Annotated in this window: 25 protein-coding genes and 1 tRNA gene; 10 read left to right on the plus strand and 16 right to left on the minus strand. The window is 72.1% G+C overall.

The genetic code is table 11. The features are described from left to right. Positions 1–30: 30 nt before the first annotated feature. Positions 31–624 carry a TMEM165/GDT1 family protein gene (locus ABZ924_RS06410; RefSeq protein ID WP_361904970.1) on the minus strand — a complete coding sequence of 198 codons (594 nt, stop codon included), beginning with the start codon at positions 622–624 and terminating at the stop codon, positions 31–33. A gap of 605 nt (positions 625–1,229) precedes the next feature. On the opposite strand from ABZ924_RS06410, the gene ABZ924_RS06415 reads away from it, so the two are divergent. The 4 genes from ABZ924_RS06415 (at position 1,230) to ABZ924_RS06430 (ending at position 5,095) form a co-directional block, all read left to right on the plus strand. Further along, positions 1,230–1,874 (plus strand): HNH endonuclease family protein, encoded by a 645-nt coding sequence (locus ABZ924_RS06415; RefSeq protein WP_361905374.1) that lies wholly within the window; start codon positions 1,230–1,232, stop codon positions 1,872–1,874. Between the two features lie 108 nt (positions 1,875–1,982). After that, positions 1,983–3,656, plus strand: a complete 1,674-nt coding sequence (locus tag ABZ924_RS06420) for an alkaline phosphatase D family protein (RefSeq protein ID WP_361904973.1) — start codon at positions 1,983–1,985, stop codon at positions 3,654–3,656. 167 nt (positions 3,657–3,823) lie between these two features. Then, a complete protein-coding gene (locus ABZ924_RS06425; RefSeq protein WP_361904976.1) occupies positions 3,824–4,438 on the plus strand; it encodes a VTT domain-containing protein in 615 nt (204 codons plus the stop codon). A gap of 156 nt (positions 4,439–4,594) precedes the next feature. Next, positions 4,595–5,095, plus strand: a complete 501-nt coding sequence (locus ABZ924_RS06430) for a hypothetical protein (protein WP_361904979.1) — start codon at positions 4,595–4,597, stop codon at positions 5,093–5,095. 23 nt (positions 5,096–5,118) lie between these two features. Here ABZ924_RS06430 and ABZ924_RS06435 read toward each other — a convergent pair whose 3' ends face one another. Beyond that, positions 5,119–5,343, minus strand: coding sequence for a DUF2277 domain-containing protein (locus ABZ924_RS06435; protein WP_361904982.1), 225 nt, complete (start codon positions 5,341–5,343; stop codon positions 5,119–5,121). Positions 5,344–5,358: 15 nt separating this feature from the next. After that, positions 5,359–5,745: a hypothetical protein gene (locus ABZ924_RS06440; protein WP_361904984.1), complete on the minus strand. Its 387-nt coding sequence runs from the start codon at positions 5,743–5,745 to the stop codon at positions 5,359–5,361. A 397-nt stretch (positions 5,746–6,142) separates the two neighbouring features. On the opposite strand from ABZ924_RS06440, the gene ABZ924_RS06445 reads away from it, so the two are divergent. Then, positions 6,143–6,796: a hypothetical protein gene (locus tag ABZ924_RS06445; protein ID WP_361904987.1), complete on the plus strand. Its 654-nt coding sequence runs from the start codon at positions 6,143–6,145 to the stop codon at positions 6,794–6,796. A gap of 22 nt (positions 6,797–6,818) precedes the next feature. On the opposite strand, the gene ABZ924_RS06450 is transcribed toward ABZ924_RS06445, so the two are convergent. Next, entirely contained in the window at positions 6,819–7,121 is a 303-nt protein-coding gene (locus ABZ924_RS06450) for an HGGxSTG domain-containing protein (RefSeq protein ID WP_361904990.1), read from the minus strand. A gap of 40 nt (positions 7,122–7,161) precedes the next feature. Next, a tRNA-Val gene (locus ABZ924_RS06455) sits at positions 7,162–7,236 on the minus strand. Between the two features lie 112 nt (positions 7,237–7,348). On the opposite strand from ABZ924_RS06455, the gene ABZ924_RS06460 reads away from it, so the two are divergent. Continuing rightward, positions 7,349–8,593 (plus strand): hypothetical protein, encoded by a 1,245-nt coding sequence (locus tag ABZ924_RS06460; RefSeq protein WP_361904993.1) that lies wholly within the window; start codon positions 7,349–7,351, stop codon positions 8,591–8,593. A gap of 331 nt (positions 8,594–8,924) precedes the next feature. Next, the gene (locus tag ABZ924_RS06465) at positions 8,925–9,449 is read left to right on the plus strand and encodes a DUF4383 domain-containing protein (protein ID WP_361905377.1); all 525 of its coding nucleotides are present in this window, start codon (positions 8,925–8,927) and stop codon (positions 9,447–9,449) included. A gap of 24 nt (positions 9,450–9,473) precedes the next feature. On the opposite strand, the gene ABZ924_RS06470 is transcribed toward ABZ924_RS06465, so the two are convergent. After that, entirely contained in the window at positions 9,474–10,541 is a 1,068-nt protein-coding gene (locus ABZ924_RS06470) for a DUF5937 family protein (RefSeq protein WP_361904996.1), read from the minus strand. Positions 10,542–10,626: 85 nt separating this feature from the next. On the opposite strand from ABZ924_RS06470, the gene ABZ924_RS06475 reads away from it, so the two are divergent. Continuing rightward, positions 10,627–11,571 carry an aldo/keto reductase gene (locus tag ABZ924_RS06475; RefSeq protein ID WP_361904999.1) on the plus strand — a complete coding sequence of 315 codons (945 nt, stop codon included), beginning with the start codon at positions 10,627–10,629 and terminating at the stop codon, positions 11,569–11,571. A 71-nt stretch (positions 11,572–11,642) separates the two neighbouring features. Beyond that, complete coding sequence (locus ABZ924_RS06480; RefSeq protein WP_361905002.1) at positions 11,643–11,846, plus strand: zinc ribbon domain-containing protein; 204 nt, start codon at positions 11,643–11,645, stop codon at positions 11,844–11,846. 203 nt (positions 11,847–12,049) lie between these two features. Here ABZ924_RS06480 and ABZ924_RS06485 read toward each other — a convergent pair whose 3' ends face one another. The 4 genes from ABZ924_RS06485 to ABZ924_RS06500 form a co-directional block, all read right to left on the minus strand. Beyond that, positions 12,050–12,709, minus strand: a complete 660-nt coding sequence (locus tag ABZ924_RS06485) for an O-methyltransferase (protein WP_361905005.1) — start codon at positions 12,707–12,709, stop codon at positions 12,050–12,052. Continuing rightward, a complete protein-coding gene (locus tag ABZ924_RS06490; RefSeq protein ID WP_361905008.1) occupies positions 12,706–13,554 on the minus strand; it encodes an HAD family hydrolase in 849 nt (282 codons plus the stop codon). The genes ABZ924_RS06485 and ABZ924_RS06490 overlap by 4 nt, the downstream gene beginning before the upstream one ends. Next, positions 13,551–16,115 carry a phosphoribosyltransferase gene (locus tag ABZ924_RS06495; protein WP_361905380.1) on the minus strand — a complete coding sequence of 855 codons (2,565 nt, stop codon included), beginning with the start codon at positions 16,113–16,115 and terminating at the stop codon, positions 13,551–13,553. The genes ABZ924_RS06490 and ABZ924_RS06495 overlap by 4 nt, the downstream gene beginning before the upstream one ends. Before the next feature lie 68 nt (positions 16,116–16,183). After that, positions 16,184–17,371 (minus strand): HpcH/HpaI aldolase/citrate lyase family protein, encoded by a 1,188-nt coding sequence (locus tag ABZ924_RS06500; RefSeq protein ID WP_361905010.1) that lies wholly within the window; start codon positions 17,369–17,371, stop codon positions 16,184–16,186. Positions 17,372–17,565: 194 nt separating this feature from the next. Between ABZ924_RS06500 and ABZ924_RS06505 the strand changes: the two genes are divergently transcribed. After that, on the plus strand, positions 17,566–18,366 hold the full coding sequence (locus tag ABZ924_RS06505) for a TerD family protein (protein ID WP_361905012.1): 801 nt from the start codon (positions 17,566–17,568) through the stop codon (positions 18,364–18,366). A gap of 82 nt (positions 18,367–18,448) precedes the next feature. On the opposite strand, the gene ABZ924_RS06510 is transcribed toward ABZ924_RS06505, so the two are convergent. From ABZ924_RS06510 to ABZ924_RS06535, 6 genes are all read right to left on the minus strand, one after another. Then, positions 18,449–19,198 (minus strand): Tellurium resistance, encoded by a 750-nt coding sequence (locus tag ABZ924_RS06510; protein WP_361905013.1) that lies wholly within the window; start codon positions 19,196–19,198, stop codon positions 18,449–18,451. A gap of 230 nt (positions 19,199–19,428) precedes the next feature. Then, positions 19,429–20,544 carry a DUF475 domain-containing protein gene (locus ABZ924_RS06515; protein ID WP_361905016.1) on the minus strand — a complete coding sequence of 372 codons (1,116 nt, stop codon included), beginning with the start codon at positions 20,542–20,544 and terminating at the stop codon, positions 19,429–19,431. Positions 20,545–20,569: 25 nt separating this feature from the next. Next, complete coding sequence (locus tag ABZ924_RS06520) at positions 20,570–21,145, minus strand: TerD family protein (RefSeq protein WP_361905019.1); 576 nt, start codon at positions 21,143–21,145, stop codon at positions 20,570–20,572. A 184-nt stretch (positions 21,146–21,329) separates the two neighbouring features. Continuing rightward, positions 21,330–21,905: a TerD family protein gene (locus ABZ924_RS06525; protein ID WP_361905021.1), complete on the minus strand. Its 576-nt coding sequence runs from the start codon at positions 21,903–21,905 to the stop codon at positions 21,330–21,332. Positions 21,906–22,071: 166 nt separating this feature from the next. Further along, a complete protein-coding gene (locus ABZ924_RS06530) occupies positions 22,072–22,530 on the minus strand; it encodes a peroxiredoxin (protein ID WP_361905024.1) in 459 nt (152 codons plus the stop codon). 139 nt (positions 22,531–22,669) lie between these two features. After that, positions 22,670–23,098: a DUF3052 domain-containing protein gene (locus ABZ924_RS06535; RefSeq protein WP_361905026.1), complete on the minus strand. Its 429-nt coding sequence runs from the start codon at positions 23,096–23,098 to the stop codon at positions 22,670–22,672. Positions 23,099–23,411 lie beyond the last annotated feature (313 nt).

Below are 23,411 nucleotides of genomic sequence, written 5' to 3' on the forward strand. Positions count from 1 at the left end.
GGCCCGCACCCCCGCAGCAGCCCGCCCGCCTCAGCCCGAGATCGCCTCGTACAGCGAGAAGGCGGCGAGGGCCGCCATCACCCCCGCCGCGACCTTGGTGATCAGGCGCAGCGGCACGTACTTCATCAGGGTGCGCCCGCCGAGGATGCCGATGCCCGCCACGGCCCACAGGGCGAGGACGGCACCGACGCCGACCGACAGGGGGTTGTCGTAGCGGGCGGCGAGGTTGGCGGTCATGATCTGGGTCAGGTCGCCGAACTCGGCGACCAGAATCAGCATGAAGCCGGCTGCGGAGACCTTCCAGAAGGACTGGTCGGCAGGCGCCTTGACCTCGTCCTCCTCGTCGCCCTTCTTCAGCAGGAGCATGACCGCGCCGAGCAGGAACAGCACGCCGACGACGGCTTGGACGAGCCGGTGCGGGAGCAGGGTGAGCACGCTGCCCGCTGCGATGGCGAGCGCGACGTGCACGGCGAAGGCGGCGGCGACGCCGGCGAAGACGTACGAGGCCCGGTAGCGGGTGCCGAGCATCAGGCCGGCCAGCGCCGTCTTGTCGGGGAGCTCGGCGAGGAAGACGACGCCGAAGGCGATGGCCGTGACGGCGATGCTGAAGTTCGTGCTGAACACGGTGCGGGACCTCAATCGGTGGGCAGGACGTCGCCGCTACCGAGGGACCTGGGGTGTGTCAGGGGTCGCTTCGGCACGACAGCGACCTGACTGCGTACACGCGCCCGCGTCGGATGGACGGGTGCACGTGGACCTGGACAGAACACTGTGGCCGAAGGTCTCGCTGGCCGGCCGCGGTGTGCGGCCTGCCTCCGGGCGCCGGCTGGGAGACCCAGCAGTATGTCGACGGTCCGGCGAAGAGCTACTCCCCTTCTGCTCCCACCAGGATACGTGACGCCTCCGAGGGGCCGGAACAGGACTTTGGTCCCTCGCACGCGACAGGGCCGGGCCCGGGGAGCAGGGAAGCGGAACCGGCCGCCTGACCCCGGGACCGGCCGGACACCGTCGGGCGTCGACCCCCGCCCCCACGCCGGAACTCCAACTTCCGCTTAACCGGCGGCAGTTGCCGGCACCCGAACGTGACGTGCCCATGTCGCAAACCTGTAACCTTGCGCCCGCCGCCACGCAATCCGGCGCCGCCACCCTGGCCGCGCCCCCCCTTTTCCGGGGCTTCACGGCCACACCCCCCGCATCCAGGGAGCACCCTCATGGCCCTTTCGGCCCGCATACCCTCCGTCTACGCGCGTCGAATTGGCGTGCTCGCGTCATCCGCCGCGCTCGCCGCCCTCACCTCCCTCATCAACGCCCCCACCGCCCAGGCCGCCCCTCCCACCCCCATCAGCGCCTCGGCCGCCCGCGCCTACCTCGCGACGGTCACGCCCCGGGCGGAGGGCTCCCTCACCGGCTACAGCCGCAGCCTGTTCCCGCACTGGACCACCGTCTCGGGCACCTGCAACACCCGCGAGACCGTCCTGAAGCGCGACGGCGTCAATGTCGTCACCGACTCCTCCTGCGCCTCGGTCAGCGGCAGCTGGTACTCCGAGTACGACGGCGCCACCTGGACCGATGCGGCCGACCTCGACATCGACCACGTCGTGCCGCTCGCCGAGGCCTGGCGCTCGGGGGCCGCCTCTTGGACCACCTCCAAGCGCCAGCAGTTCGCCAACGACCTCACCCGCCCGCAGCTCATCGCGGTCACGGACAACGTCAACCAGGCCAAGGGCGACCTCGACCCGGGCAAGTGGCTGCCGCCGCGCACCGCCTACCGCTGCACCTACGCCCGGATGTGGGTCGAGGTGAAGCAGTACTGGGGCCTGAGCATGGACTCCGGCGAGAAGACGGCCCTGGTCAACGTGCTGAACGGCTGCTGAGGCCAGGCCATCCGACCGGATTCCGCTTATTTCCCCCGTGAGGGGGAGGCCCGGCTCCCCCTCGCCGTCGTACCGTGATCGAAGGTGCTACGGGGAGGGGGGAGTTCCATGGCCGTGCTGCGCCTGGGACCGCTGCTGCGCCACGTCGACTGGGACAGGGGGGACGCGGCGACGATATGGGTCGAGGCCGACCGCCCGTGCACGGCCGAGGTGCGCTGCGCCGACGGGGCCGGGGGCAGCGTGCGCACCTTCCAGATCGCCGGGCACCACTACGCGGTGATACCGGTGACCGGCCTGGCCCCGGGGACCACCACGGCGTACGAGGTGCTGCTCGACGGGAGGCGCGTCTGGCCCCTGCCGGGCGGCGCCTTCCCGCCGAGCACGATCACCGTGCCCGCCGTCGCCGCGGCCGGGCGGGCCGCCCCGGAGCTGAGGATCACGTTCGGGTCCTGCCGCCAGGCCGCGCCGCCCGCGGACCGGCGCGGACCCCACGGGCCGGACGCCCTCGACACGCTCGCGGCGCGCCTGGCAGCCGACCCGGACGAACCGCGGCCCGACGTCCTGCTCCTCCTGGGCGACCAGGTGTACGCGGACCAGCTGTCGCGGGAGACCCGGCAGTGGCTCGCGGCCCGGCGCGACCTGCGCGACGCCCCCGGCGCCCAAGTCGCGGACTACGAGGAGTACACACGGCTGTACTACGAATCCTGGCTCGACCCGGAGATCCGCTGGCTGCTGTCGACCGTGCCCAGCCTCCAGATGTTCGACGACCACGACGTCGTGGACGACTGGAACACCAGCGCGGCCTGGCTGGCGGAGATGCGGGCCACGCCGTGGTGGCAGGAGCGGGTGGTCAGCGGGCTGATGTCGTACTGGGTGTACCAGCACCTGGGCAACCTCTCACCGGCCGAGCTCGCGGCCGACGCCCTGTACCAGGCCGTACGGAAATCCCCGGACGGCACGGACGCGCTGCGGGCCTTCGCCGCCGCCGCGGACGCCGACCCCGGCTCGGCGCGCTGGAGCTACCGCCGCGACTTCGGCCGCTCCCGGCTGCTGATGGTGGACACGCGGGCGGCGCGGGTCCTCGCCGAGGACGGCCGGGCCATGCTCGACCCGGCCGAGCAGCAGTGGCTCCGGGACAACGCGCTGGCGGACCGCGGGGATTGCGACCACCTGCTGATCGGCTCCTCGCTGCCCTGGCTGATGCCACCGCTGATCCACGACGCGGAAGTGTGGAACGCCGCGCTGTGCCGCGGTGAGCGGGGGCCTCGCTGGGCGCGGATCGGGGAGGACCTGCGCCGGCGCAGCGATCTGGAGCACTGGGCGGCGTTCCCCGCCTCGTTCGCGGCGCTCAGCGATCTGATCGAGGAGGTGGCGACGGGTCCGCGGGCCCCGGCGACGGTGTGCGTCCTGTCCGGGGACGTGCACCACGCGTATGTGGCCGAGCCCCGAATACCCGGCACGGCGCGGGTGTTCCAGCTGACGTGCTCGCCCGTGCACAACTCGGTCCACACCCTGGTGAAGTGGGGATTCCGGCTGGGCTGGTCCCGGGTGGGGCGGTGGCTGGGGCGCGGGCTGTCCCGGCACGGGCGGACGGGCCGGCCCCCGATGGGCTGGCGGCGTACGAGCGGACCCTGGTTCGGCAACCAGCTGATGACGCTGGCCCTGTCCGGCCGCTCGGCCCGGCTCCGCCTGGACCAGGCCCGCCGGGACCGCGGCAGGGGCCCGGGCCGACGGGGCCGTCTGGTGACGGTGCTGAACCGGCAACTGACGGCGCAGGACTGACGCGGACCGGAATCCGGCCGGACACACAGCGGACCGGGGGCCGCCCCGGGCATTCGGCGCACGAGCGCCGGGCGTACGCTGTATGGCTGTCAAGCCGCCCCTGCCGCTCCCCCGCGACGTCGCGGCGCTTCACGCCGAGGCACGTCCACCGGACCGGGGAGTCCCGTTTGCTTGAGACGCTGGGGTCGTTGACCACGAGCCCGTGGATCTACGCCGTGGTGGCGCTGTCCGTCGTGCTCGACGTGTTCCTGCCCGTGCTGCCCAGCGGCGTCCTGGTGATCACTGCGGCGGCAGCAGCGGCCGCCGCGGCGGGGCCGGTGCCGGGCCCCGAGCAGGTGCCGGACATCCTGGCGCTGCTGGTGATCGCCGCCACCTCCTCGGTGCTGGGCGACATGGCCGCCTTCCGGCTGGCCCGGCGCGGCGGGGCGCGGCTCGACCGTGCCATCTCCCGCTCGCGCCGGCTGACGCTGGCCCACGAGCGGCTGGGCACCGCCCTGGCCCGGGGCGGCGGCGCCCTGGTCGTGATCGCCCGCTTCGCTCCGGCGGGCCGTTCGGTGGTGTCCCTGGGCGCGGGCAAGACGCACCGCAAGGTGATGGAGTTCCTGCCCTGGTCGGCCCTGGCGGGCATGGCCTGGGCGGGCTACAGCGTGTCGCTCGGCTACTTCGGCACCCAGTGGCTGGGCGCGGCCTGGCTCGGGACCGCGGTCTCGGTGATCGCCCTGTTCGCCGCGGGCGCGCTGGCCGCGTTCGTCATCCGCCGTCCCGCCCCGGCAGCTGCGTAGGCGTCCCCCGGGCGGAGCAGCGCCTCACCCGTTTCACCGGCCCCGATCGCCGCTTGCACCTCGTACTCCTAGCGTCCTGAACACGGCGCGCAACCGCATCCGCGTCACACCCGTGGCCTGGTCGCGCCGTTTCGAGGAGCCCGAGGAGTCCACTCCATGCCCGCCACGCCGCCGAACCGCCCCCTGCTGAGCCTCGCGGCCGCGACCCTCGCCGCCGTCGCCGCCACCGCCGCCCCCGCCAGCGCCGCGGGCGGCGCCACCGGCCTCTCGGCCGCGGTCTCCCCGAACTCCGTCGCCCCGGGGGGCCGCATCGGCCTCACCCTCGGAGGCTGCGGATCACGCACGGGCACCGCCTCGTCGAGCGCGTTCGGCGACGTCCGCCTGGGCTCGTCCAACTCGGCATATACCCTCTCGGGCAGCACCACGGTCTTCACCAACGCGAGCGCCGGCACGTACACGGTGACCTTCGAGTGCGGCGGCCCCGGCGGCGACCGTGTCACCGCGTCCCTGCAGGTCACCACGGGTGCGGCCCGCGGCGGCACGGGCGGCAGCATCGACACGGTGAGCCGGGGCGAGATCGCCGTCGGCGGCGCCCTGACCGTCGGCGCCCTGGCCACCGGCATCTGGCTCCTGCGCCGCCGAACCCGCACCACCTGACCGGAAGCGAAGCAGCCGCAGCACTAGCCGGCGGCGGGAACCCCCCTGACCTGCAGCCCTCCCAGCAATTCGGCCGTAGCCCGGGCCACGGCCTCGACCGCCTCCTCGAACACCTCCTGATTGTGCGCTGCGGGCGCCCGGAACCCGGACACCTTCCGTACGTACTGCAGCGCGGCGGCCCGGATCTCCTCCTCGGTGGCCTTCTCGGGGATGGCGGGCGGACGCAGCGTCTTAATGGATCGGCACATACCCCCACTATCCCGCTACCGCGGCAGTTCGGACCCGGACAGCTTCATGATCAGGCCGGCCTGGAGCCGCGCCCGCAGCTCGGGATCGGCGACCTCGTCCAACAGGGCCACCGCCTGCTCCAGCGCCGCAGCCGCCCGCCGGTCCTCCCGCAGCGCAACGGTCTGAGCGGCCATGTGCCGCAGCGCAACATCGGCCCGCCGATGAAACAGCTGCCCCACAACGGTGACCACAACCCCCACGGAACTGGTCACGACCCCCACATACAGTTCCCCAACACTCTCGGCCTTCCACACCCCGAGCGCCACCCCGACCAGCACCACCGCGGCCCCCACCCCGGCGAACAGCTGACTCACGGCAAAACTGCTCCGCGCCTGCGCCAACCCGTAGGCGTAGTACTCCACCAACAAGGCGGTGAACCCATCACCCCCCGCCGCCTCACCCTCCCCACCCCGACCGGCATCGGCATACTTCGCCCCCGCCCCCTCCCCCACGGGCTGCCGAACCTGAGCGAGCAACCGCTCCCTCTCGACCTCCCGCTGCCGCTCAAACCGAGCCCCCACCCCCCTCCCCCACACCACTAACCCCACAACGCCCACCACCACCGCCCCCACAACCCCCCAAACACCCATCCCAAAACCCTCCCACGCCCAACCCCCCGACAAAAGAAGGCGACCACGTGCACCGGTCGACAGGCTGACCGGTCCACGAGACGATGGAAACGACTCCCCGGCGCCGCCGCATGAGAGGGCGGACACGGCGCCATATGCGCAAACCTGAGGGGCTCTCAGAGGAGCACGCATGACGACCAGCCTCAGACGCCGCACGCTTGCCGCCGTTTTCTCCTCCGGGTTGGTCGCCGCAGGCATGGTGTTGCCTCCCACGGCCGCGGCGCACCCCACGTCGGTACACGCCCCCTGCCTCACCAAGGACGGGACCGCGAGCGGAGGGCAGAGGGTGGGGGACAACCCCCCGAGGTTCAAGAGCGGGGGCTCACCGTATCTGGGTGTGCGCTACACATGGTGCGGCACCGACACCGACACGATCACGGTCTACTACGGCGGATTCACACCCCAAGGCACCGCCCTCGAGTACTACAACATCCGGGACGACCTCGGTCAGCGCGAGTACCCGCCGGGAGCGGCCCGCCTCACGACGATCCGGACCGGCGGCCTCTCCAGGGTCTGGCATTTCTCGGTGCAGCATTGTGCGCGCGCGACCCAGGGTGCCCGCTCCTTGTGCACCCCATGGTCACCCCAGGTCAGCGTCCTGTCTGCAACCGACGCCGAATACGACCGGGGCCACGCGGACGGCGTCAAGAAAGGCACGGAAAAGGCAAAGGAACAGTCCTGCAAGGACGGCGGCCCCATAACGGCACCCCCCAACGCGAGCCGCTACCACCAGGGCTGGTACGCCGGCTTCGACAAGGGCTGGACCTCCACCTGCGGAACCTAACAACCGGCAACCGCCAAAGGGTTCACTTCTTCTTCCGCAGCTTCCGCATCTTCGCTTCGGCGTCCTTCTTCTTCCGCTGCGCCACTGCGTAGCTGGACCAGCTGCCCTGATGTAACTGACACCGAGAGCTGTTCATGATCGCGGGCTTGCTGCAAGGCCGCCCCTTGGCCGTCTGCGCCCCGCACCTGGGTTGAGTCACCTGCCACCTGCTTCCGACCTCGTTGTCACCAGACCCCGGGATGTTCCCTCGCAAGCCCGTCGCCAGGAAGGCGCACGCAACGCGGACGGAAGCAGAGCCGGCACACGGACGGCGTCGATGTGGCATGGGGAAAGCCCCCAACCGTGATCGGTTGAGGGCTTTCCGCTGGTGGGCGCGGACGGTTTCGAACCGCCGACATCTGCTTTGTAAGAGCAGCGCTCTACCCCTGAGCTACGCACCCGTGGATGAGTGGACAGCCTACATGCCAGCCACGGGCCCCACGCAAACCCGTTTCCGTGGGAGAGAATGGGCGGAGCAGGCGGGGCACGGCGGACGCGTACGGGAGAGGGATTGTGACGACGGCATCCCGGCGGTGGTTCGGCGGGCGGGGCGAGAATCGGCGGGCGGATGCGCAGGCGGCCAAGGATGCCGCCGCCGCCGCGTTCTACGAGCTGGACACCGCCCAGCGGGATCTGCGGATCTCGCTGGAGACCATCGCCGCCGCGGACGGGTCGCCGGCGGCCCGGCAGGCGGGCGAGGCGTTCGCCGCGCTGGGGCAGCGGATCGACCAGGCCAGCCATGTGTACATCGAGGCGGTCGACGCGCACGACCTGGACCGGCCCGAGCTGGACGGTGCCGTCGCGGCGCGGGCGCGGGACGAGCTGACGCGGGCGCGCGAGGAGCTGGTGCGGGCCAAGGCCGAGCTGGACCGGTTCGCCGAGGGGATCCGGCCCCTGCTGGACAACGCCGAGACGCAGCTCGCCCGGGTCGTACCGGCGCGGGAGCGGGCGCGGGCGGCGCTGCTGGCGGCGAGCACGGCGTTGGACGAGGTCCGCGGCAAGGGGATGCGGGCCGACGAGATCGCGGCGCGGCTGGCCGCGCTCGGGCCGGAGCTGACCCGGCTGAACCAGGGCGCCGCGCAGCACGGGGTGCAGGAGACCATCCAGCGCGCGGACCGGATCCTGCGCGACGCCGAGGCGATACGGGCCGAGCTCGTACGGCTGCCGGAGCGCGCCGCGGAGATCGACCGGCGGCTGGTGAGCCTGCGGACCCGGGCGCAGGCCCTGCGCAATCGGGCGGACCGGGTGGATCCGGTGCTCAGTGAGCTGCGCCGGCGGTTCAGTGCGGAGTGCTGGCAGGACCTGCAGCACGTGCCGGACCAGGCGGTACGGGACGTGGCGCGGGCCGAGGAGCAGCTGCGCGAGGCCGGGCAGGCCCGGGAGGAGCAGCGCTGGGCGGACGTGACGGCGCTGGTGGAGGCGGTCCGGACTGCGCTGGACTCCACCGACGAGGCGGTGTCGGCCGCGCAGGACCGGCTGACGCGGCTGGAGGCGGTGGCGCGGGATCCGCAGGCGGAGGTGCAGCGCACCCGGTTCGCGATCCGGGATGCGCAGCGCCTGGCGATGGAGGGCCGCAGCGTCCCGGATCCGCGGCATGCGGGCCCGCTGGACGCGTCGGTGGCCCGGGTGGACCGGGCGGTGGCCGCGCTCGAGGGACGGCATCCCGACTACTGGCACTTCCTCCAGGAGATGGAGGAGGTCCGGGCAGGCGTGGGCCGGGTGGTGGCGGACATCCGGGGCCGACGCGCCGGAGGGTGAGGGGCCTCTTCCTCCTCAGTTCCTCCTCGGTTCTTCCTCGCCCTTTCTTCGGTCCGCCTTCAGTCCTCCCCCGGGTTGTTCCCGCTTCGGCATCGGCGGATGCTGGGAGGTGCCAGGGACCGGAGCAGAGGAGGGCGGTATGGCTGCCCACACTTTCCACAGGCCTCGTGCAGCCCGTGTGCCCGCGACGTCCCCCGCGCCGCCGCATGCCCCGTACGCGCCGCATGCCGCTTACGGGTGCCACGAGGAGCACGAGAACTACGCGCCCTACGTGCCCCACGAGCCGTACCCGACCCACGAGCCGCAGGAGTCCCACCGGCTGCTGCGCCGCATGCTGCATCCCGTCGAGGCCCGGCTCGACGAGCACCTGCCCGCCGACCACAAGCTCAGCAAGGTGTACCGGGTCGGGGCGGGGCTGACCGGGCTGCTGCTGGTGGTGTTCGGGATCCTGGGGCTGATGGACCGGATCGGGTTCTTCGACACCGGCGGCGACCGCGTGCTCACCCTCAACACCAACGGCGCGCTGAGCGTCCTGTCGATCTGCGTCGGGCTGCTGCTGTTCGTCGGGATGGTGATCGGCGGGAACTTCGCCTCGTCGCTGAACATCGTGCTCGGCCTGGCGTTCATCGTGAGCGGGTTCGTCAACCTCGCCCTGCTGGACACCGGTCTGAACTTCCTGGCCTTCGAGATCCAGAACGTGCTGTTCAGCTTCGTCGTCGGCGTGATGCTGATGTGGTTCGGGATGTACGGGCGGGTCGGGAGCGCGCTGCCGCACGACAATCCGTACTGGCGTGCCCGCCACCCGGAGCAGGCCGCCCTGGAGGACCGCACCCGGGCCGGGATCGTCCGCGGGTAGGCCCGCCGCCCGGGAGCAGCCCCGTCATACGGAGGCCGCCGCCGCGAGGACGGCCTCGGCGGCGGCGGTGCGGGCGTACAGGACCGAGCGCCCGGCCCGGTGGGAGCTGACCAGGCCCGCATCGCGCAGCGCGGTCAGGCACTGCGAGACCCGGGCCGGGGACAGGCCGGTGCGGCGGGCCAGCTCGGTGGTGGAGGCCGGGGTGTCCAGCCCGGTCAGCAGCAGGGTGCGCGAGCGGCCGAACACCGCGGCGAGCGAGGTGCTCACCGCGGTGCCGGAAGGCCGGGCCTCCCACAGGGAGCCGGTGCCGCGCGCCGGGTAGACCAGTTGCGGCGGGTCGGGCGGCGCGACCCGGGTCGACAGGCCGGGCCCCTTGAACACCGAGGGGAGCAGCACCAGCCCCGGGCCGGCCGTCTCACGGTTCAGGGTCCGCTGTCGGCGCACCAGCCGCAGGGCGTCGCCGGTCCAGCTCACGCCGGGGTGGAGGTCGCCCAGGAGGTGGGCGGCGCCGTGCTCGGCGGCCTGCCGGGCGCGGTGGAGGACGTCGGCGTCGAGCACAGCCCGGATGCGGGCCCAGTAGGGCGCGACGGCCAGCTCCCAGCAGGCCTCGATCTCCTCCGCGACGCGCGCCAGCCGCTCCTCGGGCTGCGCGTACAGCGTCCGCAGGCGCGGGCCGAGGCCGCCACCCCGGTGGTGGGCCAGGTGGTCGAGGTCGTGGCGGACCCGGTCCGCCGGGGCGGCCCGGACCGCGGCGAGCTCCTGTTCCAGCGCGGGGGCCGGGCCGGCGGGCGCCGGGGTGAGGAAGTCGGGCGCGTAGCCGGCGGCCGGGATCAGCTCGGCGAGCCACCCCCGGTCCAGCCCGGCGGCCGCCAGGCGCGGCCGCACCTGCTCGATCCACGGCCGGTGTACGGAGTACCCACCGGGCACGGGTCCGCCGCCGGCCCCGTAGCCCCCGTAACCCCCGTAACCCCCGTGGCCCCCGTACCTCAGCAGCCGGAAGGCCGCCACGACCTGCCACAGCGGCGAGACGGCGAAGCGCATCCGCGCCAGGTCGCCCGTCGAGAACGTCAGCACCGCCTGCTGCCCGGCCATCCCGGTCTCCCCCGCCGCCCCTCGCCGCATTCAGTCATGGCTGAATCAATGGCGGTCACCCTACCCCCGCAGTGATCATTCCGGCATGACCCAAGAGATGATCACAGCGGCGGCTGCAGGCACCTGGACCCTCGGCGACCTGCGCGTCAACCGGATCGGCTTCGGCGCGATGCGCCTTCCGCAGGACGGCACGGCCTTCGACCCGGATGCGCCTCCCGGCGACCGCGACCGGGCGATCTCCGTGCTGCGCCGCGCCGTGGAGCTCGGCGTGAACCACATCGACACCGCCGCCTTCTACTTCTCGCGGCTGCGCTCCGCGAACGAGCTGATCAACCGCGCGCTCGCGCCCTACCCCGACGACCTCGTCATCGCCACCAAGGTCGGCCCGGGCCGGGACGCGTCCGGCGCATGGATGCCGCACGCCACCCCCGGACAGCTGCGCGGCCAGGTCGAGGAGAACCTGCGCCAGCTCGGCCGCGACCACCTCGACCTCGTGAACCTACGCATCGTCGGCACCGACTCCCTCGCCGAGCGGTTCGGCGCGCTGGCGGAGCTGCGCGAGGCCGGGCTCATCCGCCACCTCGGGCTGTCGAACGTCCAGCCCCACCACCTCGCCGAGGCACAGGCCATCGCCCCCGTGGTCTGCGTGCAGAACCCGTACGGTCTCGGGGTGCGGGCGGAGCAGCGGGAGTTCGTCCGCAGCTGCGGCGAGCAGGGCGTCGCGTTCGTCCCCTTCTATTCGATCGCCGGTGCGGGGCGCGAGGCGGGCGGGAACGGCGGGGCCGGCGCCGCGGCCGGAGCAGGGGCCGAAGCCGGGGCCGACGCCGCCGTCCTCGCCGTCGCGCGGGCCCACGGGGCGAGCCCCGCGCAGGTCCGGCTGGCGTGGACGCTGCACCTCGGGGAGCACGTCCTGGCCATCCCCGGCACCGGCAACCCGGACCACCTGGCCGCCAACGTGGCCGCCGGCGCGCTGCGGCTGTCCGAGGACGAGATGCAGCTGCTGGACACCGCACACCGCAGCACAGCCTGAGCCGGGGCGCCGGCCCGCCCTCGCCGCCGCAGGGCACTGGCGCGCCGGCGCGGGCTCGGTAGCCTTGGGGCATGCCTCGTTACGAATTCCGCTGCCGGACCTGCGAAGACACCTTTGAGGTCAGCCGCCCCATGGCCGAGTCGTCCGCGCCCGCCGACTGCCCCGCCGGACACTCCGACACGGTCAAGCTGCTGTCGGCCGTCGCCGTCGGCGGGACCAGCAGCGCCCCCGCCCCGTCGGGCGGAGGCTGCTGCGGCGGCGGAGGCTGCTGCTAGGTCGTCTCTTTCGGATCTTGCTCCCCCAGCTACCGCTGGGAGGTGCCCCCAGTTAAGCCCGCGTCGTCCGGTGCCGTGCATCGGCGCGTTGGCGGGGCGCCCTTGTACTGGACGTACCCGGGTGCTCCGCCAACGCGGCGAGGTGCGGTGCCGGGCGGCGCGGGTGAGGCAAGATCCGGAAGACGGCTAGTCCCGGCCGGCCGTCAGCGCTTGCGCGACAGCGTCAGCCCGTCGGAGATCGCCAGGAGCACGGACTCCATTCGCGGATCCGCCGCGACGTGGTCGTTGTACGCGCGGACGCCGGCCGCGGCACCCGTCGCCGACTCGTCCAGGACGCTGCCGTGGAACAGCGTGTTGTCCGTGACGATCAGCCCACCCTGGCGCATCCGCGGAACCAGCTCCTCCCAGTAGGCGATCTGGCTCTCCTTGTCGGCGTCCACGTACGCCATGTCGATGTGCGGATCCGCCGGCATCGCGCGCAGCGTCTCCCGCGCCGGCGCGATCCGCAGGTCGATCCGGTCGGCGACGCCCGCCGCCGCCCAGGCCTCCCGCCCGTACGCGGTCCACTCCTCCGAGATGTCGCAGGCGATCAGCACCCCGTCCGCGGGGAGCGCCTGCGCCATCGAGAGGGTCGAGAAGCCGGTGAAGGTGCCGACCTCCACGATGTGGCGGGCTCCCGTCAGCCGCACCAGGAAGGCGAGCAGCGGACCCTGCTCCTCCGCGGACTGCATCCCCGCCACATCGGGGAACTTCGCGTACGTCGTCTCCACCAGCCCCTGCTGGACCGCGTCGAGCGGCGGGTTGTGGTCGAGCATGTAGCGGTAGAGCTCGTCAGTGATCTTGGTCGAGTTTCCCTTGGTCATGCCCCAAGTGTGCCCAGCCCGGGGCCACTCCGGGCGGTCCGGGCCGCCCCTGCGAACGCCCGCACGATTTCCTCGCCCGCCAGGACGCCCTTTTCGGCCAGGGCCCTGACCGACGGCGCGTGCCAGCCCGCATCGGCCAGTTCGCCGTGGCCGGGCCGCCACGCCGCGTCCGCCGCCAGCAGCAGGTCGGCGTCGAGCAGGGAGTCCCCGGCCGCGAGGGTCGTGGTCGCGCCGGTGCGGCGGGCCACCTCGCGCATGGCCGCGCTCTTCGTCAGCGGCCGCGGCACCGCGTAGATCTTGCGGCCCTGGAGCGAGACGGTCCAGCCGCGGGCCTCGGCCCAGGCCGTCAGGGCCTTGAGCCACTCCTGCGGCACCTGCTCCCGCTCCACGACCAGGTACGCGAAGAGGTCCTCCGCCACGCGCGCCTTGCGCAGCCAGGCCGGGTCGGCCGTGGCCAGCAGGTGCCCGTGCACCTCCTCCAGCGGGGCGCACTCCTCGGCGAGCCGCGCCGCGACCTGCCGCCGCCAGTCCCGGTCGGGGACCCCGTCCACCAGCAGCTGACCGCCGTTGGCGCAGATCGCGTACGGCGCCGGGCGGCCGGGGAAGCGGATGCGCTGGTACTGCTTGCGGGTCCGGGTCGTCGTGGGCACGAACACCACCGCGGGGTCGGCGGCCAGTTCGGCGAGCAGCGCCGCCGCCGTCTCCGTCATGAACGACAGCGGCCTGCTCTCGTGGACCTCGACGCACAGCAGCCGCGGGGCCTCCGCGTCCGGCATGGTCAGCCCGAGGGCCGCCGTCGAGTAGATGAGGGTGCGGTCGAGATCACTGGCTACCAGGACAGTCACTTGGAGGCCACGGCCTTTCCGTCGGCGCCGGTCGCGCCGCGCGTGAAGCGGGGGTGGATGAGTCCTACGCAGGTGTACGGCAGGCCGTCGACCTCCTCGACCGGCACGCCGCGCTGCTCGGCGAGCAGCCGTACGTGGTCCAGGTCGGCCCCGGCGCCGCGCTGCGCCAGGATCTTCCAGGGCACGCGGCGCAGCAGGACGCGCGTCGTCTCGCCGACGCCCGGCTTGACCAGGTTCACGTCGTGGATGCCGTACTCCTCGCTGATCCGCTCGACGGCCGCCCAGCCCTCCCAGGTCGGCGTGCGGTCGGCCGCGAGCAGCTCCTTGACCTCGGCGTCGACGGCGTCGGCCACCTCGTCGAAACAGGCCGCGACGGTGTCCACGAAGTCGGTCGAGACATCGGCCCCGGCGAGCTCGCGGTAGAACTTCGCGCCGTGGAAGTCGGCGGGCCCGACCAGGTCGGACCTGAGCACCGTACGCGATATCAGGCCGGAGACGGTGGAGTTGAGGCAGGCCGAGGGGATCAGGAAGTCCTCGCGGGTGCCGTACGTGGCCACGCACGAGCCGGGGTCGGCGAGCACGACGATGTCCGGGTCGAACGCGGGCCCGCCCTCCTGCTCCTGATGGGCCTTCAGTGCGGCGGCCAGCTCCCGGGTGATGGCGCCCTTGCCGGTCCAGCCGTCGACGAAGACCACGTCGGCCGGGTCGTGGTGGGCGGCCAGCCAGCGCAGCGCGTTGGCGTCGATGCCGCGCCCGCGCACGATGGAGACGGCGTAGTGCGGCAGGTCCAGGCCGTGGCGGGCCTTCGCCCAGCGGCGCATCAGCACGCCCACGGGGGTGCCGGCGCGGGCCAGGGAGACCAGGACCGGGAAGGGGGTCCGCTCGGCGAGGACGGTCTCGGTGACCGTGCCGACCGCGCGGGCGATCCGGGCGGCGGAGGCGGCGAGCGCGCTGCGGTAGAGCTCCTGGTAGCGCTCGGACGGCTGGTACTCGACGGGCAGCGACTCGGCGTAGTGCGCGCCGCCCGCCTGGATGGCCTCCTCGCGCTCCTCGGTCGGGGCCTCCAGGACCACGCCGGAGAGGTCCTGCAGGAGCCAGCCGACGTCCTCGGCGGCGTACGAGGAGAAGGCGGGGCCGCGCAGCGGTTCGGGCATGGTCGTCGGCTCCTGCCGGTCGGGAGAGGCGTCGCGGCGGGCGCCGGGGCGGTCCGCGCCGGGGGTGTACGAGGGCACGACCGCGAGGACGACCCGGCCGGCGTGCGGGGCGAGGCGGGCGAGGAGCCCGTCGGGGGCGTGCAGTTCGGCCGTGTCCCCGTGGGTGTCGACCACGGCGACGACGGTGTCGAAGCCGGCCCCGGCGACGTTGTACGCGTACCGGTCGCCCGGACCGTCGGCGGGGGCGTCGTGGGCGGGGAAGACGAGCCGGGTGCGGATCGCGTAGCCGGGGTCGTCGACGGCGAGGACGGGCGAGCGCGTGGTGGTGGAGAAGCGGACCTCGGCGGCCGCCCCGGACTCCTCCAGGGCCAGCGCGAGGCGCAGCGGCGCGTACATCAGCTCCTCGTTGCCCAGTACGAGCACCCGCCCGCCCCGCCCGGGCGCCTCGTCCAGCGCGTCGGCGAGCTGCCGGGCCAGCGCGGGCAGGGCGGCCTCGAGCCGGGCGCGGTGCGCGGGGGTGAACCCGTGCCGGCCGCCGTCGGGGACCCCGGCCGGCCAGTCCAGTGCGACCCGCCGGACGGCGGCCGGGCCGCCGGCGGCTCGTGCGGCGGGCACGCGCGGGGCGCCAGCCGCAGCCGCAGCCGCGCCATCGCCCGCATCCGAGCCCGAGGCCGAGCCCGCCGTCTCGTACTCCTCGACCAGCGCCCGCCCCTTGGCCAGGACGCCCTCGGGCAGGTGGACCGTCCCGGAGGCGACGGCGAGCAGGTCGACGCGCGCGCCGATCTCCTCGGCGAAGGCGGAGAGCCGCTCGCGGTCGGCCGCGGAGCGCATGTCGACGAGGGCGACGACCACGTAGTGCGTGCGCGGGTGGCGGGCGTGCAGGTCGCGGATGGTGTTCAGGACGGTGTTGCCGGTGGAGAACTCGTCGTCGACGAGGACCAGCGGCCCGCTGCCCGCCAGCAGCTTCGGGTCCTCGGGCAGCAGCAGGTGCGAGGTGGCGTGGGAGTGGGACTCCTCGAAGCCGCCGGCCGCCTCCACGCCCGCCACGGGCCGGCGCGTGGAGTGCAGGTAGGGCGCCGCCCCGAGCCCGTCGGCCACGCAGTGGCCCAGCCCCGTCGCGGTCTCGGCGTACCCGAGGACCACCGCCGAGGCCGGGTCCTCGCCGGCGGCGTCGAGCAGGGCGCGGACCCGCTCCCCGAGCCCGTACCCGGCGGCATGGACGGCTCGCGGGGACTGCGGGACGTGCTTGCCGAGGACCCGGGACACCAGCAGGTGGGCCCGCTTGGGGTTGCGTCGCAGGGCGAGGCCCAGCAGCTCCTCCAGCCGTGGCGCCCCGGGGGCGCCGGCTCCTTCCAGGCGTACGCCCAGCCGGTCCTCGACCCAGGTTCCCGACCACACCGCTTCGATCGTCTTGCCTTTCTCCGTAGTCGAACCGGCCGGGCCGGCCGTACCGGCCGAGGTGTACGAGGGCCCGCTCACACCTGGAGCCCGGCCGTGAGCAGGTCGACGAAGCCGACCTCCTCCTTCGCCACGCCGAAGACCTCGGCGCGCAGCATGGTGCGCTCGGCCCAGGCGCGGTGGGGCTTTACCTCGTTCATCTTGTTCGTGTAGGCGGACCGCATGACTCCGCCGCCGCCCCGCTCGGGGCGCAGGATGTCCTGGGCGTCGCTGAACTCCTCGTGGGAGACGACCGACAGGGCGTGCACGGGGGTGGTGTGCGAGGGGTGGATGCAGGTCTTGCCGAGGAGCCCGTTGGCCCGGTCGAGTTCGATCTCGCGCAGCAGGCCGTCCAGGTCGTGTTCGATGAGGGCGGTGCGCAGTTCCTCGACGCCTTCCTGGAGGAAGGGGCTGCGGCGCAGCTGCGGCTTGAACAGGCGCTGCTGGTGGCGGAAGTACTCCCACACCGGTCCGGTGACGGTGAAGCCGGTGCCGTCGGCGCGGCTGAGCACGTTCACCACGTCGGCGATGACCCCGGCGACGATCTGGATGTCGTACGCGGTCATGTCGGGGGTGCGGCGCAGGCCGTACACGGAGCAGAAGTCGGTCACGCCGAGCCGGAGGGCCAGGACCCGCTCGCGGTGGCGGTCCACGGTGCGGGCGATCCCGGCGAGGGATGCGGCCCGGGTCTCCAGGTACAGGAGGTCGGGTGTCTCCAGGACGGGCATCGCGTACAACCGGGGCAGCCCGCCCCGCTCCTCGGTCTCGGCGAGGGCGTCGAGGAAGCCGGCTCCGCGGTTCTCCGTGAACTTCGGGAGTACGAATCCGGCCAGTCTGCGCACCGAGCTGCCGAGGCGCCGCACGAGGTCGGGTATCTGCTCGGGCGTGCGGACCCGGACGAAGAGCAGCGGGAGCTCCTCGCCGGCGCCGGCGCCCTGCGCGGCGTCCGCGTCGAGCTCGGCGAACTGCCGGACGAGGTTCTCCTCGGCCCCTGCGACATCGCCGTCGCTGATGGAGTCCTCCAGGCAGAGGACCATGGAGACGACGCCGCGGCGGGCCTGCTTGCGGATGTCGGAGGCGAGCGCGGGGCGGGTGGCCGGGCTGTAGAGGGTGGCCCCGAGGGCGGCGGCAAGCATGCGGGCGGGGGAGGCGGCGGTGAACTCGGCCGGCTCCTGGTGGAAGAGGTCCTGGCGGACCGAGGGCGATATGTGCCCGAAGTGACGCATGTGCTTCCCCCGTACTGCCTCGGCGGCCCGACTGGCGTGGCCGGTAATAGTACGTACGAACCTGAGTCAAGAGTTCCTCAAGCACATGAAGTTCAGGTAACCCTCTTGCACAATGCCGACGTCCCGGGGCCCGGACAAGGCCCTGCGGGGGGCCGCGTTGTTCCCCGCCGCACCGAAAGGGCAGGATGACGGGCATGACGCACGCGATGCAGAAGGGCTCGAACATCCCGGTGACCTCGGTGGCGGTCCGGGCGGTGCTGCGCTGGACCGGCGGCCCCGAGGTTCCCGACGTCGACGCCTCGGCGCTGCTGGTGGGCCCGGACGGCCGGGTGCGCTCCGACGAGGACTTCGTCTTCTACAACCAGCCCCGGCACCCCTCGGGCTCCGTGTGGCGGCTCGGCAAGAAGCAGATCGGCGAGGCGGTCACCGACGCCGTGCAGGCGGACCTGCGGGCGGTGCCCGCGGTGGTGGACCGGATCCTGGTCGTCGCCTCCGCCGAGGACGTGCCGTTCGAGCGGGTCCGCGACCTGCGGATCCTGCTGTACGACGCCACCGCGGCCGGCGCCTCCGAACCCGTGGCCTACTTCGACGTGCGGCCCGAGACCGGCGCCGAGACGGCCCTGATCTGCGGCGAGCTGTACCGCCGGGGCGAGGGGTGGAAGTTCCGCGCGCTGGGCGAGGGCTACTCCGACGGCCTGGTGGGGCTGGCCACCGACCACGGGATCTCCGTGGACGAGAACGCCTCCGAAGCCGCCTCCGACGGCGCCTCCGCGAGCGCGTCCGCCGCCGGGCCCACCTCCGAGCAGACGGCCGCGATGCACCCGCCGACGCCGCCGGCGCCGCGGCAGCCGCCGACGCCGCAGACGCAGGCCCCGCCGGCCGCCCAGCCGGCGTACGGCTACCCGCAGCCGGTGTCCCCGGCGCCCGTGCCGGCTCCGGGCGGCGACCCGGCGTTCCGGCTGCCGGTGCAGGGCCCGCAGTTCGTCCGCCGCTGACGGCGCCGAGGCCGCTGACGGCAGTGCCGCCACAGCGGTCGCGGCGGCCGCAGCCACCGCGGGGCCGCCCCCGGCCCCGCGGTCAGGCCTTGGTGGTCTTGTAGCCCCGCCCCCACTGCAGGCCCCACCCGTACAGCCGGTCCAGCTCGGACTGGAACCCGTACACGAACTTCACCTCGCGCCGCACGATCAGCTCGCCCTTCGCGTGCTCGAGGGAGACCACCGCGCAGGAGCGGGCCTGCGGGTGCCGCTCCTCCAGCGGGATCTCGATCCGCGGCCCGGTGATCGGGTACAGCGTGACCATGGCGTGGGTGCGGTCGAAAGCCGGGGTCTGGTCGTAGATGTAGACGAAGACCAGCAGCCGTTTGATCTCCTCGGCGTGGTCGAGGTTGACGAAGACCGTCTCCCCCGACGGCGCCCCGAAGCGGTCGTCGCCGCTGAGCTTCACGTACGGGGGGTTGTTGATGTCGCCGAGCAGGTTGCCGAGCGGCTGGACGACGCCCCGGGTGCCGTCGGCCAGCTCGTAGAGGCAGCCGATGTCGAGGTCGACGTTGACCATGCCCTGGGTGTGGGCCTGGACCATCTCGGGCTTGAACAGCCGGAACGGGTGCCGCAGGAGCCGGCTGCCGTGGCCGCTGCCCTCGCCGATGTCCGAGGTGCGCATCCGCCAGGACAGGTTGACGCGCAGGTTCCCGTGGACCGCGCCCTGCTTGGTCAGCGACACCGTCGGGTGCCGCTTGGTGAGCTCGATCGCGTCCGAGGCGTTGCCCGTGTCGAACTGCAGCGCGCGGCTGCCGCGGATGCCGTCGAAGAACCCGTCGAAGAATCCCATCCCTTGTTCCCCTGTCCCCCTGTGCCGCGGGATGGCCCGTCCCGCAACTCCCCTGTGGTGCATGCCTGTGCCTGCCTGTGCCTGCGTGTGCCTGCGTGTGCCTGCGTGTGCGTGCGTGTGCGTGCCCGCGTACCCGTGTGTGCTGCGCCCGCTGACGCGGACGGGGCGGCCCGCAGGGTCCGTGGACCCGCCGGCCGCCCCGCTTGGAGCGTTCCGCATCAGCGCCGCGATCATGCCTCCGCGGCGGCGCCCTCCAGTGCCATGCGCTTGTTGCGGCGCACCGAGGACCAGAACGACCAGGCGATCAGGACGACACCGATGAGGCCGGTGATGATCTCGTTGATCTCGTACTGGATGGTGACCAGGAGGAGCACGGCGAGTGCGCCGATCGCGTAATGCGCGCCGTGCTCCAGGTACACGTAGTCGTCGAGGGTGCCCTGGCGGACCAGGTAGACCGTGAGCGACCGGACGTACATGGCGCCGATGCCGAGGCCGAGGGCCATCAGCACGATGTCGTTGGTGATGGCGAAGGCGCCGATGACACCGTCGAAGGAGAAGGAGGCGTCGAGGACCTCCAGGTAGAGGAACATGAAGAAGGCGGCCTTGCCGGCCAACGCCACGACCGAGACCTGCTTGCCGCTGCGCTTGGCCTCCTCCTCGGCCTCGTGCTCGGCTTCCTCCTCTTCCTCCAGCTTGTTCTCGAAGAAGCCGGAGAGGCCGCCGACGATCATGTACGTGACCAGGCCGGCGATGCCGGAGACCAGGACGGTCTGCGCCTTGTCGACATGGACACCGCCGTGCTGGTGCGCGTGGACGGCGAAGGTCATCGAGGTGATCAGCAGGACGATCAGCGCGATGCATGCCGAGAGCATGTCGATCTTGCCGAGCTTGGCCAGCGGTCGCTCCAGCCAGGCCAGCCATTTGATGTCGCGGTCCTCGAAGATGAAGTCGAGGAAGATCATCAGCAGGAACATGCCGCCGAAGGCGGCAATGGACGGGTGGGCGTCCGTGACGAGCTGCTGGTACCTCTCCTTGTCGGTCATCGCCAGGTTGACGGCCTCGATCGGGCCGATCTTGGCGCTGATCGCGACGATGACGACGGGGAAGACCAGGCGCATGCCGAAGACGGCGATGAGCACGCCGACCGTGAGGAAGATCTTCTGCCAGAAGGCATTCATCTTCTTCAGGATCCCGGCGTTGACCACCGCGTTGTCGAACGACAGTGAAATTTCAAGGATGGAGAGGATGGCCACGATCCCGAAAGCGGGCGCCCCCCCGTACAACACCGCAGCGGCGAGGCCGAGCGCAGTGACTGCGAACGACCAGCCGAAGGTTTTCAGAACCACTGGCACCCCATCGTCTTGTACGGCTTTACGAAACGTTGACCCCGAAGTCTAGAGCGATGCCCCTCAGGCCCGACGCGTACCCCTGTCCCACAGCACGGAACTTCCATTCACCGCCGTACCGGTAGACCTCGCCGAAGATCATGGCGGTCTCGGTGGAGGCGTCCTCGGTGAGGTCGTAGCGGGCCAGCTCCTGGCCGTCCGTCTCGTTGACGACGCGGATGAACGCGTTCGTGACCTGCCCGAACGTCTGGCGGCGGGCGTCCGCCTCGTGGATCGAGACCGGGAAGACGATCTTGTCCACCTCCGCCGGCACCTTCGTCAGGTCGACGATGATCGACTCGTCGTCGCCCTCACCCTCGCCGGTGAGGTTGTCACCCGTGTGTTCGACGGAGCCCTCGGGGCTCTTGAGGTTGTTGTAGAAGACGAAGTACTGGTCTCCCAGGACCCGGCCCTCACGGCACAGCAGTGCGCTGGCATCGAGGTCGAAGTCGGCCCCCGTGGTCGAACGCGCATCCCAGCCGAGACCGACCAGGACCCGGGTGAGGTTCGGTGCGGCCTTGGACAGGGAGACGTTGCCCCCCTTGGCGAGTGTGACGCCCATGTTGAAGTCCTCCCCGGACGACGTGGTGATCGCGGCGCGCCCGTGGGTGTGCGGGCGGACCGGCGGTGAAGCGGGTGGAGCGGGTGGAACGCGTGGAACGTTGGCCAAGCGCGTCCGGCGCCGTACACACGGGGTGTGCACGACGCCGGACGGGCGAACAGCGGGCAGGCTCAGGCGCGGACGCTCAGACGTTGACGCCGAAGTCCTGGGCGATCCCGCGCAGGCCGGAGGCGTACCCCTGGCCGATGGCGCGGAACTTCCACTCCGCTCCGTTGCGGTACAGCTCGCCGAAGACCATGGCCGTCTCGGTCGAGGCGTCCTCGGAGAGGTCGTAGCGGGCGAGCTCGGTGTTGTCGGCCTGGTTCACGACGCGGATGTACGCGTTGCGCACCTGGCCGAAGCTCTGCTGGCGGCTCTCGGCCTCGTAGATCGAGACCGGGAAGACGATCTTGGCGACATCGGCCGGGACGGCGGCCAGGTTCACCTTGATCGCCTCGTCGTCGCCCTCGCCCTCACCGGTGAGGTTGTCACCGGTGTGCTCGACCGAGCCGTCCGGGCTCTTCAGGTTGTTGAAGAACACGAAGTTCGAGTCGTTGGCGACCTTGCCCTGGTCGTTGGTCAGGATCGCGCTGGCGTCGAGGTCGAAGTCGACGCCGGTGGTGGTGCGGGCATCCCAGCCCAGACCGACGAGCACGGCCGTCAGGTTCGGTGCGGCCTTGGTCAGCGAGACGTTGCCGCCCTTGCTGAGGCTGACTCCCACGAGTCCTCCAATGGGTTCATGCGGGGCGGTGCCCCTGTCGTGCGGTGGGGCCCCCGGCGCCGGCCGGGGGAACTACCGGATCAACGTGTCGATCCTAGTGACGGGTTCCCGTCGGCACGAGGTTTCACGCCGAACCGGCCGACGGGAGCCGATGCGGGGCAGTGGCTCAGAGGCTGTCGAGCGCCTTGATGTACTCGTTCAGGTCACGCGCGTCGGGCAGCCCGTTGACGACGGTCCAGCGCACGATGCCGTCCTTGTCGATGATGAAGGTGCCGCGGACCGCGCAGCCCTTCTCCTCGTCGAAGACGCCGTACGCGCGCGAGGTCTCGCCGTGCGGCCAGAAGTCGGACAGCAGCGGGTAGTCCAGGTCCTCCTGCTCGGCGAAGACGCGCAGGGTCGGCACGGAGTCGTTCGAGACCGCCAGCAGCTGGACGTCGTCGTTCTGGAAGCGCGGCAGGTGGTCGCGCAGCTCGCACAGCTCGCCGGTGCACACCCCGGTGAAGGCGAACGGGTAGAAGAGCAGCACGACGGCCTTCTCCCCGCGGAAGTCGGAGAGCCGCACGGTGGCGCCGTGGTTGTCCTTGAGCTCGAAGTCCGGGGCCTTGGTGCCGACCTCGATCGCCATCTGTCGCATCCCTTCGTTCCGCAGCCCTCCGCTGGGCTGATCGGGTGAGACCAGCCTAGGCGGGGCGCCGGCCGGGAACGCACACACCCCGCCGACGGGGGTCGGCGGGGTGTGTCTCCGCTTGGCTGCGGGGCGCGGTTCAGCGCTTGGACTTGGCGGCCTTGGGGGTCACCAGCTTGCTGGCGGCCCACTCCTTGCCGACGCTGACGGGCCTCGTCTGCGACAGACCCGCGGTCTCGGCGGCCTCGCTGATGTCGCTGGCCTCGACGTAGCCCGGGCGGCCCGTCTTCGGGGTCAGCAGCAGGATCAGCGCGGCGTCCTCGAGCAGCTCGGTGGCGTCGACCAGGGCGTCGGTCAGGTCGCCGTCCTCGTTGCGGAACCACAGCAGCACCGCATCGGCCACGTCGTCGAAGTCCTCGTCGACGAGGTCGTTGCCGATCAGTTCCTCGATCTCCTCGCGGAACTCCTGATCGACGTCGTCGTCGTAGCCGATCTCCTGGACCACCTGTTCGGACTGGAAACCCAGCCGGGCGGCCAGGCTCTCCGCGTGGTCCGCGGTCGCGCTCACGGGGTGCCTCCTGCTCATGTTCGGTGAATGTCTTCGGCAGCGCGCGTACGCGCAGCATTGGGCGTAGTCCACACGGGAGCGGCGGATCGCGCAAGTACCCGGCCGCCGAGACCGTCGAAACGGTGACGATTGCGGCCGTCTCGCCGCAACTTTCAGCCTTCCCGCATGTTCCTCTCGTGATTCATCCCACACCATTCCAGCTCATTCGGCATCGCTTCGGACTTTCACACCTGTTTGAGGGACGAACGAACTTACGAACACGGTGATCATCCGGGGCGTAGGGTTGAGCGGTGTCCGGACCAGTCGCCGACGG

This window comes from Streptomyces sp. NPDC046876, assembly GCF_040645035.1.
Taxonomy (GTDB): domain Bacteria; phylum Actinomycetota; class Actinomycetes; order Streptomycetales; family Streptomycetaceae; genus Streptomyces.

What these genes read in the sequence shown, in the direction of transcription:
- ABZ924_RS06520 (WP_361905019.1), bottom strand. Translation starts at nt 21,145, where the DNA reads ATGGGCGTCACACTCGCCAAGGGGGGCAACGTCTCCCTGTCCAAGGCC.
- ABZ924_RS06420 (WP_361904973.1), top strand. Translation starts at nt 1,983, where the DNA reads ATGGCCGTGCTGCGCCTGGGACCGCTGCTGCGCCACGTCGACTGGGAC.
- ABZ924_RS06445 (WP_361904987.1), top strand. Translation starts at nt 6,143, where the DNA reads ATGACGACCAGCCTCAGACGCCGCACGCTTGCCGCCGTTTTCTCCTCC.
- ABZ924_RS06505 (WP_361905012.1), top strand. Translation starts at nt 17,566, where the DNA reads ATGACGCACGCGATGCAGAAGGGCTCGAACATCCCGGTGACCTCGGTG.
- ABZ924_RS06430 (WP_361904979.1), top strand. Translation starts at nt 4,595, where the DNA reads ATGCCCGCCACGCCGCCGAACCGCCCCCTGCTGAGCCTCGCGGCCGCG.
- ABZ924_RS06500 (WP_361905010.1), bottom strand. Translation starts at nt 17,371, where the DNA reads ATGCGTCACTTCGGGCACATATCGCCCTCGGTCCGCCAGGACCTCTTC.
- ABZ924_RS06510 (WP_361905013.1), bottom strand. Translation starts at nt 19,198, where the DNA reads ATGGGATTCTTCGACGGGTTCTTCGACGGCATCCGCGGCAGCCGCGCG.
- ABZ924_RS06470 (WP_361904996.1), bottom strand. Translation starts at nt 10,541, where the DNA reads ATGGCCGGGCAGCAGGCGGTGCTGACGTTCTCGACGGGCGACCTGGCG.
- ABZ924_RS06480 (WP_361905002.1), top strand. Translation starts at nt 11,643, where the DNA reads ATGCCTCGTTACGAATTCCGCTGCCGGACCTGCGAAGACACCTTTGAG.
- ABZ924_RS06435 (WP_361904982.1), bottom strand. Translation starts at nt 5,343, where the DNA reads ATGTGCCGATCCATTAAGACGCTGCGTCCGCCCGCCATCCCCGAGAAG.
- ABZ924_RS06450 (WP_361904990.1), bottom strand. Translation starts at nt 7,121, where the DNA reads ATGCCACATCGACGCCGTCCGTGTGCCGGCTCTGCTTCCGTCCGCGTT.
- ABZ924_RS06475 (WP_361904999.1), top strand. Translation starts at nt 10,627, where the DNA reads ATGACCCAAGAGATGATCACAGCGGCGGCTGCAGGCACCTGGACCCTC.
- ABZ924_RS06485 (WP_361905005.1), bottom strand. Translation starts at nt 12,709, where the DNA reads ATGACCAAGGGAAACTCGACCAAGATCACTGACGAGCTCTACCGCTAC.
- ABZ924_RS06465 (WP_361905377.1), top strand. Translation starts at nt 8,925, where the DNA reads ATGCTGCATCCCGTCGAGGCCCGGCTCGACGAGCACCTGCCCGCCGAC.
- ABZ924_RS06530 (WP_361905024.1), bottom strand. Translation starts at nt 22,530, where the DNA reads ATGGCGATCGAGGTCGGCACCAAGGCCCCGGACTTCGAGCTCAAGGAC.